General features: G+C 64.1%; 12 protein-coding genes and 1 pseudogene. 6 read left to right on the top strand and 7 right to left on the bottom strand.

Going from position 1 to position 14,191, the window contains the following annotated elements; all coding sequences use genetic code 11:
- Positions 1-53: 53 nt before the first annotated feature.
- Complete coding sequence (locus tag FXB38_RS37320; RefSeq protein ID WP_148755925.1) at positions 54-1,613, bottom strand: winged helix-turn-helix domain-containing tetratricopeptide repeat protein; 1,560 nt, start codon at positions 1,611-1,613, stop codon at positions 54-56.
- A 387-nt stretch (positions 1,614-2,000) separates the two neighbouring features.
- On the opposite strand from FXB38_RS37320, the pseudogene pcaB reads away from it, so the two are divergent.
- Positions 2,001-3,360 (top strand): annotated as a pseudogene (gene pcaB, locus FXB38_RS37315) (3-carboxy-cis,cis-muconate cycloisomerase).
- Between the two features lie 111 nt (positions 3,361-3,471).
- Positions 3,472-4,728 carry an aminopeptidase gene (locus tag FXB38_RS37310; RefSeq protein ID WP_148755924.1) on the top strand — a complete coding sequence of 419 codons (1,257 nt, stop codon included), beginning with the start codon at positions 3,472-3,474 and terminating at the stop codon, positions 4,726-4,728.
- A gap of 10 nt (positions 4,729-4,738) precedes the next feature.
- On the opposite strand, the gene FXB38_RS37305 is transcribed toward FXB38_RS37310, so the two are convergent.
- Complete coding sequence (locus FXB38_RS37305) at positions 4,739-5,293, bottom strand: hypothetical protein (protein ID WP_148755923.1); 555 nt, start codon at positions 5,291-5,293, stop codon at positions 4,739-4,741.
- A gap of 236 nt (positions 5,294-5,529) precedes the next feature.
- Between FXB38_RS37305 and FXB38_RS37300 the strand changes: the two genes are divergently transcribed.
- Positions 5,530-5,985 carry a cupin domain-containing protein gene (locus FXB38_RS37300; protein WP_187435418.1) on the top strand — a complete coding sequence of 152 codons (456 nt, stop codon included), beginning with the start codon at positions 5,530-5,532 and terminating at the stop codon, positions 5,983-5,985.
- Between the two features lie 74 nt (positions 5,986-6,059).
- Here FXB38_RS37300 and FXB38_RS37295 read toward each other — a convergent pair whose 3' ends face one another.
- The 5 genes from FXB38_RS37295 to FXB38_RS37275 form a co-directional block, all read right to left on the bottom strand.
- The gene (locus FXB38_RS37295) at positions 6,060-7,112 is read right to left on the bottom strand and encodes an amidohydrolase family protein (RefSeq protein WP_148755921.1); all 1,053 of its coding nucleotides are present in this window, start codon (positions 7,110-7,112) and stop codon (positions 6,060-6,062) included.
- A gap of 246 nt (positions 7,113-7,358) precedes the next feature.
- A complete protein-coding gene (locus tag FXB38_RS37290; protein WP_187435417.1) occupies positions 7,359-7,880 on the bottom strand; it encodes a hypothetical protein in 522 nt (173 codons plus the stop codon).
- A gap of 66 nt (positions 7,881-7,946) precedes the next feature.
- Complete coding sequence (locus FXB38_RS37285) at positions 7,947-8,762, bottom strand: MBL fold metallo-hydrolase (RefSeq protein ID WP_148755919.1); 816 nt, start codon at positions 8,760-8,762, stop codon at positions 7,947-7,949.
- Positions 8,763-8,854: 92 nt separating this feature from the next.
- Positions 8,855-10,381: a permease gene (locus FXB38_RS37280; protein WP_148755918.1), complete on the bottom strand. Its 1,527-nt coding sequence runs from the start codon at positions 10,379-10,381 to the stop codon at positions 8,855-8,857.
- Positions 10,378-11,127, bottom strand: coding sequence for an ABC transporter ATP-binding protein (locus FXB38_RS37275; RefSeq protein ID WP_187435419.1), 750 nt, complete (start codon positions 11,125-11,127; stop codon positions 10,378-10,380). The genes FXB38_RS37280 and FXB38_RS37275 overlap by 4 nt, the downstream gene beginning before the upstream one ends.
- 274 nt (positions 11,128-11,401) lie before the next feature.
- Between FXB38_RS37275 and FXB38_RS37270 the strand changes: the two genes are divergently transcribed.
- From FXB38_RS37270 to FXB38_RS37260, 3 genes are read left to right on the top strand one after another with little or no spacing between them, the layout of a single operon-like run.
- Positions 11,402-12,277, top strand: coding sequence for a branched-chain amino acid ABC transporter permease (locus tag FXB38_RS37270; protein WP_148755916.1), 876 nt, complete (start codon positions 11,402-11,404; stop codon positions 12,275-12,277).
- 4 nt (positions 12,278-12,281) lie between these two features.
- On the top strand, positions 12,282-13,433 hold the full coding sequence (locus FXB38_RS37265; protein WP_148755915.1) for a branched-chain amino acid ABC transporter permease: 1,152 nt from the start codon (positions 12,282-12,284) through the stop codon (positions 13,431-13,433).
- Positions 13,430-14,188: an ABC transporter ATP-binding protein gene (locus FXB38_RS37260; protein ID WP_148755914.1), complete on the top strand. Its 759-nt coding sequence runs from the start codon at positions 13,430-13,432 to the stop codon at positions 14,186-14,188. Before FXB38_RS37265 ends, FXB38_RS37260 begins: the two co-directional genes overlap by 4 nt.
- Positions 14,189-14,191 lie beyond the last annotated feature (3 nt).

Genomic DNA, 14,191 nt, shown 5'->3' with positions numbered 1-14,191 from the left:
AATCCCATAGCCCACAAGGGGCGAGGGTGCACCGTCATTGTGGAGAGAAGGATCTACCTCATCCCCGCGCGCCGAAATCCTTCGAGATAATGCGCGCGGTCCTCTTCCCGCAGCATCGGCAGCTCCCGCGTGATCCAGGCGAGCGAGATGCCGGGCTGGGTGCGTCGCAATCCTTCCAGCGCGGAGGCGGCGAGTGCGGGATCGCCGGACATGCCGGCGGCCGCTGTCAGCACGCGATGCGCGCCGACGAAATCGGCCCGCTGCCGCATCGATTCCCGCGCCATCTGCATGGCGTCCTCGTAATTGCGGCCGATGAACTGGGCGTAGCCGGCAACGCCGCAATAGATCGCAGCAAGCGGATCGCGCGGGCTGAGCTGTAGCGCGCGGCGTGCAGCCGCATCGCCGTCCTGCCAGCGTCCGGCGTAGCATAGCGTGACGCCGTAGAAGGCGTGGGCCATCGCGAAATTCGGATTGAGCGTCAGCGTCAGCTCGAATTCCGCCAGCGCGTCGTCGAAGCGACGCCGGAACAGATAGGCATAGGCGAGACCGTGATGGGCCCAGGCGTCGTCGCGATCGGCCTCGACCGCGGCAAGCGCCGCGCGTTCGGCAACCGGGACAGTCGCGGCCATATCGGCCCAGCCCATATGCGCACCAAAAATGTGGCTGGTGGCGAGCAGGCCCAGCGCCTTGCCATAGGCGGGGTCGATCGCGATAGCCTGCTCGAGCAGCGCCTGCGCCGATGCATTGTCCTCGCGCGTGATGTGCCAGTAATGCGACAGCGCGCGCATCACGAAGTCCCAGGCGTCGAGGCTGCCCGGCGGCTTCTGCTGGGCACGAAAATTTTCGGCCGCGTAGAGCTGCGGCTCGATCGCGGCGACGATGGCTTCGGTGATCTCGTCCTGTACGGCAAAGATGTCGGCAAGCTCGCGGTCGTAGCGCTCGGCCCAGAGATGGCCGCCGGTCGAGACATCGTTGAGCTGGGCGGAGATGCGCACGCGATCGCCGCTTCGCCGCACGCTGCCTTCGAGCACGTAGCGTACGCCGAGCTCGCGCGCGATCTCGTGGAGATGCACGGCGCGGCCCTTGTAGACGAAGGAGGAGTTGCGCGCGACGACGAAGAACCAGCGCAGCTTCGACAATGCGGTGATGATGTCTTCGCTGATGCCGTCGGAGAAATACTCCTGCTCGCGGTCGCCGCTCATATTGGTAAAGGGCAGCACGGCGATCGCGGGGCGGTCGGGTAGCGCAGGTATCGCGTGCGACGTTGTGACGCTGCGGCGCGGTTCCGTCGCTGCCGCGGCGGACTTGGTCTCGACGTCGCCGACGAAGCGAAAGCCCTTGCGCGCGATGGTGCGGATCAGCGCCTGGTTCGCGCCGCTGTCGCCGATCGCCTTGCGCGCGGCATTGATCCGGCTGGTCAATGTCGATTCGGAAACGCTGCGGCCGTGCCAGATCTTGTCGATCAGCTCGTCCTTGCTGACGACCCGGTCGCGGTTCTCCATCAGGTGGACCACGAGGTCGAAGACCTGCGGTTCCACGGACACGGGAACCTGCTCGCGACTCAGCTCGCGCCGGTCGGTATCGAGAAGGTGGTCCTGGAACAGAAACTGCACGTCGAAAACTCAGACCTCACAACGACATCAGGCAATAACGAAATCAAATGGGATTCGACTTGAAGTCTGTGAGTCCGCGAGATGGTCCATCCGGTTCATCGCGACGCCAGATGGCTGCTATGCCATTTGCGCGGAGGAATGCAACCTGAGTTAGAAGGTGACCACTTAAAGTGTGGACAGGAATGCGACTCGCGTCGCCGTCATTGCGAGCGCAGCGAAGCAATCCAGAATCCCGCCGCGGCGACAGCGAGCGCGACATCTCACCAACGTCACGGCTTTTGTCGGGACGACATTGGCCGTGTGTCCAACAGTGAATGTTCATTGCTCCGCTGGATATCCTGCGTAAGCTGTCGCCACATAAAACAAGCCAGCCGCAAAGAAACGCTCATGCCCGCTTTTCCCGCCTCGACCACCGTGCTCGACTCCGTGCTGTTTCGCGATGCCTTCGGCACGCCTGCGATGCGCGAGGTGTTTTCCGACGTCGCGCTGGTCGCGCGCTATGCCGAGATCGAGGTGGCGCTGGCGAAGGCGGAGGCGCGATGCGGCGTGATCCCGCAGGAGGCCGCCGACCAGATTGCGGCGCGGACCGATGTCGCTGCGCTCGACTTCGATCTGCTGCGGCAGGAGACCAACATCGTCGGTTACCCGATCCTCCCGTTGGTGCATCAGATGGCGAAGCAATGCGGCGAGGCCGGCCGCTATGTGCATTGGGGCGCGACCACGCAGGACATCATGGACACCGCCGTGGTGCTGCAATTGCGCGCGGGGCTCGAGATCGTCGAACGCGATATCGCCGAGCTGCGCAAAATCCTGGCCGATCTCTCCAAGCGCCATCGTGACACGCCGATGGCCGGCCGCACCCACCTTCAGCAGGCGCTGCCGGTGACCTTCGGTTACAAGACCGCGATCTGGCTCGCGATGTTCGACCGCCATGCCGAGCGTCTTGAGCAATTGAAGCCGCGGGTTCTCGTCGGTCAGTTTGCGGGCGCCGCCGGCACGCTGGCCTCGCTGGGCGACAAGGGGTTCGAGGTGCAGGAGGCGCTCTGCGCCGAGCTGAAGCTCGGCGTTCCCGCCTCCACCTGGCATGTCGCGCGACGGCTTCGCCGAAGCCGTGAATTTCCTCGCGCTCGTCACCGGCTCGCTCGGCAAGATCGCGCTCGATATCATGATCATGGCCTCGACCGAGTTCGGCGAGGTCTACGAGCCCTTCGTCAAGGGGCGCGGTGCCTCCTCGACCATGCCGCAGAAGCGCAACCCGATCTCCTCGGAGCTGATGCTCGCCGCATCCAAGGCCGTACGTCAGCACGCCGGGTTGATGCTGGATGCCATGGTGCAGGATTTCGAGCGCGCCACCGGTCCGTGGCACGCCGAATGGATGGCGATCCCCGAAAGTTTCGTGCTGACCGCAGGCTCCCTTCATCAGGCGAAGTTCGCGCTCGCCGGCCTCATCGTGGACGAGGCAAAGATGAACGACAACCTCGCCCTTAGTCGCGGTCTGATTGTGGCCGAAGCGGTCATGATGGGGCTGGCGCCGCAGATCGGCCGGCAGGATGCGCACGACGTGGTCTATGACGCCTGCCTGCGCGCCAACGAGACGGCCATCAGCCTCGCCGACGCGCTGTCGGCCGATCCGCGCGTCGCAGCCCAGATCGATCGCGCGACCATCGAGGCCCTCACTTCGCCGAAAAATTACCTCGGTCTTGCGCCTGATATGGTCGACCGGGTGCTGAAATCGGCCACGCGTTGAAAACCAAGCTGCGTGAAACTCCGTATCTTCACGTCTCGCAAGACGCTCGCACACTTGTGTCCTGAGATGCTAGACTTAGATTGAACGAGAGATTCCGACAGGGGACCCGGCATGACCGATCAACGCGATTCCGTCACTTCCATCGATCCCGTGAAACTCGACCGGCTGGCCGAGGTGGCGGTGAAGGTGGGACTGGGCTTGCGGCCGGGACAAGACCTTCTCTTGACGGCGCCGGCGATCGCGCTGCCGCTGGTTCGCCGCATCGCTGCGCACGCCTACAAGGCCGGCGCCGGCATCGTGACGCCGATCCTCTCCGACGAAGAGATGACGCTGGCGCGCTATCGCCACGGCCACGACAACAGCTTTGATCGCGCCGCCAACTGGCTCTACGAGGGCATGGCGAAGGCGTTCTCGAACAACACTGCGCGTCTCGCCATTGTCGGCGACAATCCGATGCTGCTGTCGGGCGAAGATGCTTCCAAGGTCGCGCGCGCCAGCAAGGCCAATTCCATGGCGTATCAGCCGGCGCTGGAGAAGATCGTCAATTTCGACACCAACTGGAACATCATCGCCTATCCGAGCCCGTCCTGGGCGAAGCAGGTCTTCCCGAACGATCCCGAAGAGGTCGCGGTCGGCAAGCTCGCGGACGCGATCTTCGCGGCGTCCCGCGTCGATCGCGAGGACGCTACGGCCAATTGGGCGAGCCATAATGCGGTGCTGCGCGAGCGCACCAACTGGCTCAACGGCCAGCGCTTCCGCGCGCTGCAATATTCAGGGCCGGGCACCGACCTCACCATCGGCCTGGCTGATGGCCATGAATGGGAGGGCGGTGCCTCGCTCTCCAAGAACGGCATCAGCTGCAATGCCAACATTCCGACCGAAGAGGTCTTCACCACGCCGCATTGCCGGCGGGTCTATGGCCATGTCGTGAGCTCGAAGCCGCTGTCTTACCAGGGCACGCTGATCGACAACATCGCGGTGCGCTTCGAGGACGGCAGGATCGTCGACGCCAAGGCTTCGCGCGGCGCGGAGGTGCTGAACAAGGTGCTCGACACCGACGAGGGCGCACGCCGGCTCGGCGAAGTGGCGCTGGTGCCGCATTCCTCGCCGATCTCGCAGAGCGGGCTGTTGTTCTACAACACGCTGTTCGACGAGAACGCTGCGTCCCACATCGCGCTCGGCCAGTGCTACTCGAAGTGCTTCGTCAACGGCGCGCAGCTCACCCCGCAGCAGATCGCCGCGCAAGGTGGCAACCAGAGCCTGATCCATATTGACTGGATGATCGGCTCGGCCGAGACCGATATCGACGGCATTCTGGCCGACGGCAGCAAGGTCCCGGTATTCCGCAAGGGCGAGTGGGCGAAGTAGGGCTTTCCGCTCACGCTGCCGCGTTGCGCAGCATCGGGTTGCTGTCGATGCTGAAGCGGTTGAACAGCGTCGTGAACGGGCTCCCGTCGGTGGCCCGCACGATGGCGTCGGAAGCCGCGACGGCCTCGTAGAGTGCGCCGACCGGATCGCTCGCCTCCGGCAGGTCGAGCGCGGAGCGGATCTCCTCTCTCGCCTCGTTGACGTCGTCCTCGTCGTCGAGTGTCGCCTCCAGCGCGTCCGCGGCACGCCGCATTTCCTGGAGATCGCCGCCGGCGGAGAATTTGAGGATGTCGAGCCAATAGGGGCGGGCGACGACGAGCTGGATGAACGCGTCGAAACTGTCTGCGATAACGCCCGCGCGTCCTTCCGATGAGACGTAGAGTACATTCTGCGGCGGCAGCAGTATGACGGCGCCGCCTGAGCCGTCACTGCCGATCTGCCGGGGGCTTTCGACGCCGTCGATCGTGAACCAGGGCTCCTCGTCCGTCGCGAACGAGACATCGAGGCTGCCAAGCCAGGCGACGACCTCGCCTAGGGCAGTCAGAACCTCTGGGGTCAGGGGCATCGATGGACTCCTTCCAAGTCGCTTCGCGCAATTTGTCGCACCCCGGGAAAGATGGGTTCATGTGCACGAATTTGCACGGAAATCTCGACGTTAACCGCTTCGCATCTGCAACTTGCGGCTGATTATCGGGGCCTGCGTAAGGAAGAATTAAAAACTGGCTACTAGCGTCCCGAGGTCATTCGAAACAAGCCGGGATTTAAACCCGGTTAATCATATTCTACCTCCAGGGGAAGCAGATGTCGCGGGCATTGATTGAAATCGGTAGTTGCAATATGGATCTGGAGCTGCGGCCGATCGAGCCGGCCTGGATCATCGAGGGCAACCCGGTCTCGCGCTCGCACATTCTGTCGACCAGCTCCGACGGCACCTCCTCGACCATCATCTGGTCCTGCACCGAAGGCCGTTTCAACTGGTACTATGATTTCGACGAGACGATCATGATCCTGGAAGGCTCGATCGTGCTCGAAAGCGACGGCATGCCGCCGAAGCGCTACGGCGTCGGCGACGTCGTCTTCTTCCGCGATGGCGCGCATGCCAAATGGCATGTCGAAGGCCACGTCAAGAAGATCGCCTTCTGCCGCAAGACCAATCCGGCCGTGATCGGCTTCATGATCCGCGTCGTCAACAAGCTGAAGCGCATGTTCCTCTCGCCCGGCGAGCGCCGTCCCGCGACACTGATGGGTGCCGGCTAATCTTATTCAAGGACGCTTCCCAGCGGCCACGACGGAAGAGGGGGCGGGACCAACATCCCGGCCCCTCTTTCGCGTCATGACGGCAGTTCGAGCCGGTAGACGTCGGTCGCGGTCTGCGAGAACAGCGCCGTCTTCTCCGCTTCGCTCAGGGGTGCCGCGATGCGCTTGAACGCGTTGAAGATCACCTGATAGCTGCACTGGCCCTTGTCCGGCGGGAAATTGCTTTCGAACATCGCGCGCTTCGGCCCGAATGCCTCGATGCAGGTTTCGACATAAGGCTTCCACGCCGCGGCGAGTTCCTCGGATGACGGCGGTTTGGCGCGCAGATGGAAGTCGTAACCGAGCAGGCACATCGCGAGCCCGCCGAGCTTCACCACCACGTTCTCGCATTTCGCGATCTCCTGGATCGAGGCGCGCCACTGCGGAAACACCTCCTCGCGTCGTCCCGCAAAGCGGCCGACCCCGGCCGGCCCGCCGCAATGGTCGAGCACGATTTTGGTGTTCGGAAAGGCGCGCGCCAGCTCGGTCAACTCGCCGATCTGCGGATGAAACAGCCAGGCATCGAAGCTGAGGTTCAGGCGCGCAAGGCAGGCAAAGCCCTTGCGGAAAGTCGGGTCCTGCAACAGTCCCTTCGGCCGGTTCGCATACATGCCGGCGACAACGGGGTCCTCGTCCCAGGCGGATGAATGCCGGATGCCGCGGAAGCGGCCATTGCCGGCGGCGATCTCCGCCTCCAGCACGGGCTTGGCCGCATCGCCGAGCAGCAGATTCACGTGGCTGACGATGCCGGTGCAGATCGCGGCCTTGCCGTAACCACCGCTCGCGCTCATCGCGGCGACGCCGTTGGCGAACTCGACTTCGCCCACGGGCCGAAACGCCTCGGGCCCATGCGCGCGATACATCGAGCGGCAGTCGACATAGACGGTGGCGATGATGTTGTGGCCGGAGGCGATGTCGGCGGCCATCTCCTCGATCAGATAGCGATGGCCGCGATTCCAGAGATGATGATGCGGATCGACGATCGGCCGCGAGGGATCAATGATCTCCTCCTGATATAACGCGAGCCAGTCCTCACGCGGCTCGACGAATAGCCCGCTGGTGTTGGCAGGCAGACCGCTTGCAGCCATCGACGTTCGCTCCCTCTGTTTTTTATGGCGGGAGCCTAGCACCTGATCTCGTCACGCAGCAGCGCGTGTTGCTCAGAGCACCATGGCAGCGGCGGAGGAGGTGCGCTCCCTCTCCCGCTTGCGGTTCGCTTGCGGGAGAGGGCTGCGGAGAGGGTCTCTCCAGAGTGGGCCAGTCCCCCAGATAGTCGCTCACCCGGCGCTGTGCGGCGAGTTCGAGGCTTCATCGATGCGAAAATCGATCCGGCCTTAGTCCTCCCGCCGCGTCGCCCTTACGTCGACCACCAGCCTCCAATCGGCCGCGGTGGCAGGCTTGACCTCACCGAGCCAGTGGAAGGAATCAACGGTGATCTCGGCAAAACTCCAGCGCGTGAGGTCGCCGGCTTCGGTCGTGCCTTCCTGCACAATGTCCTCACCGTGCGGGCGGCCGATCTGTTGGCGGAACACGCTCCGGCCCGGATCGAACCAGGAAATCCGCCAAGCGGAAATGGAGGGATCGTAGACCCGCAGCGTCGTGCCGTACCAATTGCCGGCGACCGGGAAGGCCGGCGCGCCCGCGGGGCGGGGAATGATCCAGACGTCCTGGACGGCGCGGCCCTCCAGCACCCAGCCAAAATGGATCTCGCCGGGTGCGATGTGTTTCGTTCCGTCTGCGCCGTGGGCGGTGATCTCGGCATCCCAATCACCGACGAAGCGGCCATAGAGCTGAAGCGCCGCCGCGTGATCGGGGTTGGGTCCGTCCGCGTGCAAAAATCTCGCAAAGTCGGTCATGTCGATCTCCTGTTGCAAGGAGATCAGCACTAACGCACCACAGCCGGCTTGGAGAAAATTGCGGCGTCAGACCCCGTCGAGGATGATCACCGTCGGCGTCGATGGCAGCGTATCCCGCGATATCCGCAACGAACGCTCGGTGCGGCGGTCGATCTCGAACTGTTGCCCGATCAGGCGCATGAACTCGTCGAGCGGGGTGGCGAAGCGGTGCATCGGCAGCACCACGGAGGCGCGCAAACGCTTGGTGATCTCCGAGACCCCGTCGAGCGACATGGTGTAGGTGCCGTCGATCGGCACCATCACGATGTCGAGCCGCCCGATCTGGGCGAAATGGCTGTCGTCGAGCTTGTGGTGCAAATGGCCGAGATGCCCGATGCACAGGCCAGCGACCTCGAAGATGAAGATCGAATTGCCGTCGCGGATCATGTCCGCGCCGGAATCGTCACCAAAGTAGCGGCGAATGTCGGTTGTGACGTTGCGGATGAAGGTGTCGCCGATCCGCTCCGACACGATGGCCGGCTTGCCGTCCTCGCCCCAGCCATGCAGCACGTGGGGAATGCGCTTGTCGGGATTGAGCGAATAGTGGGTGCTGTGGGCCCGGTTCATGGTGACGACATCGGGCAGCCGGCCGACCTGATAGGCGCCGCTATAATCGGTCGCGATGCGCACCCCGCCCGGCGTGTCGATGAAATAGGTGGAGTGGCCGGCATAGGTGATCTCGACCTCGGCGGCGGCGGCTGCCTGCTGGAAGGCGACCGGCATGGCGCGAGGCGCGGCATTCGCCATCGCCAGGCATTCGCCGCGTTGAGGTGGCTGCTGGGCGAGGGCAGGTGAGAGACATGCGCTCAACAGCGCAAATGCCGCCGAAATGAGTTGCCACATTCCCGGTCCCCGATGACGTCTCGGGAAAGTCTAGCGTGCAATACAGCGTGTGGCCAATGGACTGCGATCAACAGCGCGTCAGTGTCGCACCTTCACTCCCGCCTTGGGCTGAACCTCCAGGTGATCGCCACCAGCCCCGCGGTGATCAGGCCGCTGACGATACCTGCGGTCGGCAGCGTGAGCAGCAGCGCGGCGGTGGCGGCCCAGCCGATCGAGGAGAAGGCTTCGGCGAAGGTCGCAAGCCGCGACGACGTCTGGCGCCGGCGGAATTGGGTGCGCCGGGCCTGGACCCGGAACCAGAGCTGGATCGCGGTGGCGGAGGCCGCGCTGATGACGATCGTGGCGGCCGTGATCGCAGCCTGGAACGGCGAGGCGAAAACCAGCGCCGCCACCAGCGGGCTGAAGATGACGGCGATCGCGATCAGCACCACCTCGATCTTGGCGCGGATGACGCTTGTGGGCGTCAGCGGCGCGGTCGCGACCAGATCGGGCGCGTCCTCGCCGGAGATCGTCAGCCAGGCGAGCCCGCCGGCAAGCTGACCCGCGGCCATCACGATGACGGGCGAGATCAGCGTCAGCGCCGCAGAGCTATCGGCAAAGCTGCGCCAGAGCAGCAGCGCCGGCGGCACCAGATAGAGCAGCTGCATCAGGGTCTGCGAGATCAGCCAGGGATCGCGCCAGAGCAGCACGAACTCCTTGCGTCGCAGCGCCTGCTGGCGGGATCCGCCGCGGAACGGACGTTCCTTCGCGCGCTTGCGGCTGGATGTGCCGTAGGCAGCAGCGTCGATCGCGGTGTCGGCGAAGCGGCCCGAGAACATCGCCATCACGCATCCGAGCAGCACCAGGCCAAGCGCGAGGAGCAGCAGCAGCGCCTCGCCGTCGCCCATAGTCGCCCGCGCTGGCCACCACCAGATGCTGTCGACGTCGGGCGCGTGGGCGGCGAGGGTGCCTGACGTCAGGATGGTGAAGCGCGACAGCGTGCCGTAGGAGATGATCGCCGCGACCTGCAGCGCGATCACGAAGCCCGCGCCGATGATCGCAGCCAGGATCTGGGCCACGAAGCGCGTGCGCGCCGGGCCGATCAGGCGAAACAAGAGGATGGTGACGGCGATCGCGACCGCAGCCGACGACAGGCCCATCGCGACGACCACGCCGAAGGCCGCGAGCCAGCGCGGCCCGCCGCCGATCACCAGCACGTCGATGAAGGGCGTCGAGAACAACAGCGCCATCACGGTGACGGTGAGCGCGATTGCGGCGATCCGCACCGAGAACAGATTGGCCAGTGTTGCCGGCGAGGACATGATGAGATCGAGATCGGCGCGGGCGTAAAATACCCGCGTCACCGATTCGATCGCTTGCGACAGCATCAAGGTCCAGGCCAGAAAGATCGTGGCCGAGATCACGATCAGCGAGGATTTGTCGAGCGGCAGTTGCAAATTGGCGAAGCGGCCGATCACGGCCCAGGCTGGCACGTGCAGCAGTGCGGCGAAGAACAGCAGGCCGATCACGGCGGCACGGGCGCGCCTGCGCCGGCCACCCGTCATCATGGCGAACCATTCGCGCCAGGCGAGCCGAAGCTCGTGACGGGCAAACCACGAAAGAGCGGTCGCCGAGCTCATGCGGCTTCCTGCAGCGTCACCAGTGCGATGAAGAGATCTTCGAGGCTGGTGTCGGCATGGCCGTTCTGCTGGCGCAATTCGGTGAGCGTGCCCTCGGCGACCAAGCGGCCCGCCGCGATCACGCCGATACGGTCGGCCATGCGCTCGGCGACCTCCAGAATATGCGTGGTCATGATGATGGTGCAGCCGGCACGGACGCGCTCGCTCAACAGGCCCTTCACATGGCGGGCGGAGACGGCATCCAGCCCAGTCAGCGGCTCGTCGAGAATGATGAGGCGGGGATCGTGCACCAGCGCACCGGCAAGCGCCACCTTCTGGCGCATGCCCTTGGAGAAACCTTCGCAGCGTTCGTGCCGGTGCGGTTCGAGCCCGAGCGAGCTCAGGAGCTCCTCGGCGACCGGTTTCGAAACGGACGGCGCGATGCCCCAGAGGCCGGCGACGAATTCGAGATATTCGAGCGGGGTGAGCTTGTCATAGATCATGGGCTCGTCGGAGACCCAGGCCATCACCTGCTTGGCCGCGACGGGATTTTGAAGCGCATCGATGCCGAAGATCGAAACGCCGCCGTCATCGGGCCGCAGCAGGCCTGCAACCATGCGCAAAGTGGTGGTCTTGCCGGCGCCGTTGGGGCCGACCAGCGCATAGAATTCGCCGGCATGGACGGTGAGATCGAGGCTATCGACCGCCAAACGGTCAAAACGCTTCGTTAACCCCAGGACTTCGAGTGCCGAGCTGTCCGGCTTCATGACGGCCACACCATCCGGTTTTGCATCGGTCGCGACCATGACCCGAAGATGTTTCGGCACGGTGAATCGCGCTGCCGCAAAATCCGGCATCCGCCTTGGACCAAGGCTTGGACTAAAGGCAAGTCACCGTTTGTTGACAGGGCTTGGCGGTTCAGGCTGAATTGGCGCCGGGACAAATGGCGGCTGACGCGGCGAAACGACTGCGCAGCGGCTGGACACAAGATGCGGCAAGGCGGTCGTCAAGAACCGCTGGTTGCATCGGGAGGACGCGGCGATGCTGGATTTCGTTCAGCAGCTGGTCAGCGGTGTTGCGCTCGGCTGTGTCTACGGCCTGATCGCACTCGGGTTCGTGCTCGTCTACAAGGCCACCGAGGTCGTCAATTTCGCCCAGGGCGATCTGATGATGCTGGGCGGCTTCTTCGCCTTCACCTTCATCGGCATGATGGGCCTGAACTACTGGATCGGCTTCGCCGGTGCGGTGGCCGCAATGGCGCTGTTCGGCATGCTGGCGGAGCGGATCGTGGTGCGGCCGATTCTCGGCTATCCGCAATTCTCCATCATCATGGCTACCATCGGCCTTGGCTACTTCCTGCGCTCGGTCGCCGGGATGATCTGGGGCACCGACGATTTCAAGATCGAGACGCCGTTCAGCCAAGGCGTACTGCGCATCGGCTCGCTGGTGCTCGCCCATGACAAGCTCTCGGTGATCGCGGCGACGATCATCCTGTGCGCGCTGCTCTGGCTGTTCTTCAACAAGACCACGCTCGGCACCGCGATGCGCGCCAGCTCCGAGAACATGCTGGCGGCGTACTACATGGGCATTCCGGTCAAGCGCGTGGTCTCGATCGTCTGGGCGATCAGCGCGGCGGTGGCGACCTGCGCCGGCGTGCTGCTGGCGCCGATCACCTTCATCCACTCCAATGTCGGTCTCGTGCTCGGCCTGAAGGCGTTTCCAGCCGCGGTGCTCGGCGGCTTCGGCTCGATCCCCGGCGCCGTCGTCGGCGGCGTGCTGATCGGCGTGATCGAGAGCATGGCCGGCTTCTATCTGGCGGAGGGCTGGAAGGACGTCGCGCCCTACATCGTTCTGCTGGCCGTGCTGCTGCTGAAGCCCGAAGGCCTGTTCGGCCTTCACGCCCGCAAGAAGGTCTGAGCGCATGCGCTTCCTGTTCAAGACCGACTATGAGGACGACATCAAGCTCTTCCCGCATTCCGGCTACGTGGTCTCCTATGGCCTCTTGCTCGCCGTGCTGCTGATCGCGCCTTACGTGCTCTCCAGCTATCTGATGAGCCAGCTCGTGTTCGTCTGCATCTATGCGACCGTCGGCGTGGCGCTGATGATCCTGACCGGCTTTACCGGGCAGGCCTCGCTCGGGCATGCAGCGTTCCTCGCGATCGGCGCCTACACGGCCGCTTACCTCCAGAAATATAATGTGCCGTTTCCAGTCTACTTCCTCGCCGCAGGCGTCCTGACCGGCTGTATCGGCGCGCTGGTCGGCTTTCCGGCGCTGCGACTGCAGGGCATCTATCTCGTCATCGCCACGATCTCCTTCGCTTTCATCGTCGAGGAGATTCTGGCGCGCTGGGAGAGCGTCACCAACGGCAATGAGGGCATGCGGGTCAAGGCGCTGTCGCTGCTCGGCGTGACGGTCTCGCGCGACAGTCCGACCTTCTATTTCCTCTGCCTCGCGGTGCTGGTGCTGACCATCGTCGGCACGCTCAATCTGCTGCGCTCGCCGACGGGGCGCGCCTTCGTCGCGATCCGGGACTCAGAGACCGCGGCGCGCAGCATGGGCGTCAACGTCGCGCTCTATAAGGTCAAGTCCTTTGCGATCTCGGCGGCGATTACCGGCTTTGCCGGGGTGCTGTTCGCGCACAAGCTCTCCTTCATCTCGCCGGAGATGTTCACGCTGCAGCTCTCGATCGAGTTCATCATCGTGATCCTGATCGGAGGTACCTTCAGCCTGCACGGCGCCGTGCTGGGCGCGATCTTCATCGTTATGCTCGATCCGTTCCTGACCTACCTCAAGGACGACATGCCCGGCATCATCGCCGGTATCGCCGCGATGTTCGGCGCGGGCACGGCGACCGTGGCGAATGTCCAGTCCAAGGTCGCGGCCTTTGCCTCGCTGAACGGGCTGAAGGGCGCGATCTACGGCATCATTATCATGCTGTTCGTGCTGTTCGAGCCGCTCGGCATCTACGGCCGCTGGCTCAAGATCAAGCTCTTTTTCCAGCTGTTCCCGCTCTACAAGCGCGCCACCTTCAAGCGGCAGAAGATTTACGTGAAGTCGGAGCGCAACCGATGAGCTATTTCCGCGCCGAGAACCTGTCGCTGCATTTCGGAGGCCTCAAGGCCGTCGATGCGGTCTCGTTCGCGGTCGAGAAGGGCGAGATCCTCTCGATCATCGGACCAAACGGTGCGGGCAAGAGCTCGATCTTCAATCTGATCTCGCGCATCTACCGGCCGACCTCGGGCCGCATCTTCTTCGAGGACCACGACATCACGGAAGAGCCGCCTTACGATATCGCAAGACTCGGCATCGCGCGCACCTTCCAGAACATCGAGCTGTTCGAGAATGCGACGGTGCTGTCCAACCTTCTGGTCGGGCGCCACCGCCATTCCACCACGCAGCTCTGGCAGGAATTGCTGTTCCTGCCGAGCGTGCGTGCCAACGAGAAGGTGCACCGCCGTCGGGTCGAGCAGGTCATCGAGTTGCTCGATCTCGAGCCGTATCGTGACAAATTGATCTCGGGCCTGCCCTACGGCGTGCGCAAGGTGATTGAGCTCGCGCGCGCGCTCTGCTCGGAGCCGAAGCTGATCCTGCTCGACGAACCGTCCTCCGGCCTCAACGTCGAGGAGACCGACGACATGTCGTTCTGGATCCGCGACATGAAGAGCGAGCTCGGCGTCACCGTGCTGATGGTCGAGCACGACATGTCGCTGGTCAACCGCGTCTCGGACCGTGTCATCGCGCTGAACTACGGCCGCGTGCTGGCGATGGGCTCGCCCACTGACGTTCAGCAGCACCCCGATGTCGTCGCCGCGTATCTGGGAGCCTGATGC

Source organism: Bradyrhizobium cytisi, from assembly GCF_008123515.1.
GTDB lineage: Bacteria > Pseudomonadota > Alphaproteobacteria > Rhizobiales > Xanthobacteraceae > Bradyrhizobium > Bradyrhizobium cytisi.
This window is presented reverse-complemented; position numbering and strand designations above follow the sequence as displayed.

Excerpts from the sequence above, each read along its gene's own strand:
- FXB38_RS37310 (WP_148755924.1), top strand. The coding sequence starts at position 3,472 with ATGACCGATCAACGCGATTCCGTCACTTCCATCGATCCCGTGAAACTC.
- FXB38_RS37305 (WP_148755923.1), bottom strand. The coding sequence starts at position 5,293 with ATGCCCCTGACCCCAGAGGTTCTGACTGCCCTAGGCGAGGTCGTCGCC.
- FXB38_RS37300 (WP_187435418.1), top strand. The coding sequence starts at position 5,530 with ATGTCGCGGGCATTGATTGAAATCGGTAGTTGCAATATGGATCTGGAG.
- FXB38_RS37295 (WP_148755921.1), bottom strand. The coding sequence starts at position 7,112 with ATGGCTGCAAGCGGTCTGCCTGCCAACACCAGCGGGCTATTCGTCGAG.
- FXB38_RS37290 (WP_187435417.1), bottom strand. The coding sequence starts at position 7,880 with ATGACCGACTTTGCGAGATTTTTGCACGCGGACGGACCCAACCCCGAT.
- FXB38_RS37285 (WP_148755919.1), bottom strand. The coding sequence starts at position 8,762 with ATGTGGCAACTCATTTCGGCGGCATTTGCGCTGTTGAGCGCATGTCTC.
- FXB38_RS37280 (WP_148755918.1), bottom strand. The coding sequence starts at position 10,381 with ATGAGCTCGGCGACCGCTCTTTCGTGGTTTGCCCGTCACGAGCTTCGG.
- FXB38_RS37275 (WP_187435419.1), bottom strand. The coding sequence starts at position 11,127 with ATGAAGCCGGACAGCTCGGCACTCGAAGTCCTGGGGTTAACGAAGCGT.
- FXB38_RS37270 (WP_148755916.1), top strand. The coding sequence starts at position 11,402 with ATGCTGGATTTCGTTCAGCAGCTGGTCAGCGGTGTTGCGCTCGGCTGT.
- FXB38_RS37265 (WP_148755915.1), top strand. The coding sequence starts at position 12,282 with ATGCGCTTCCTGTTCAAGACCGACTATGAGGACGACATCAAGCTCTTC.
- FXB38_RS37260 (WP_148755914.1), top strand. The coding sequence starts at position 13,430 with ATGAGCTATTTCCGCGCCGAGAACCTGTCGCTGCATTTCGGAGGCCTC.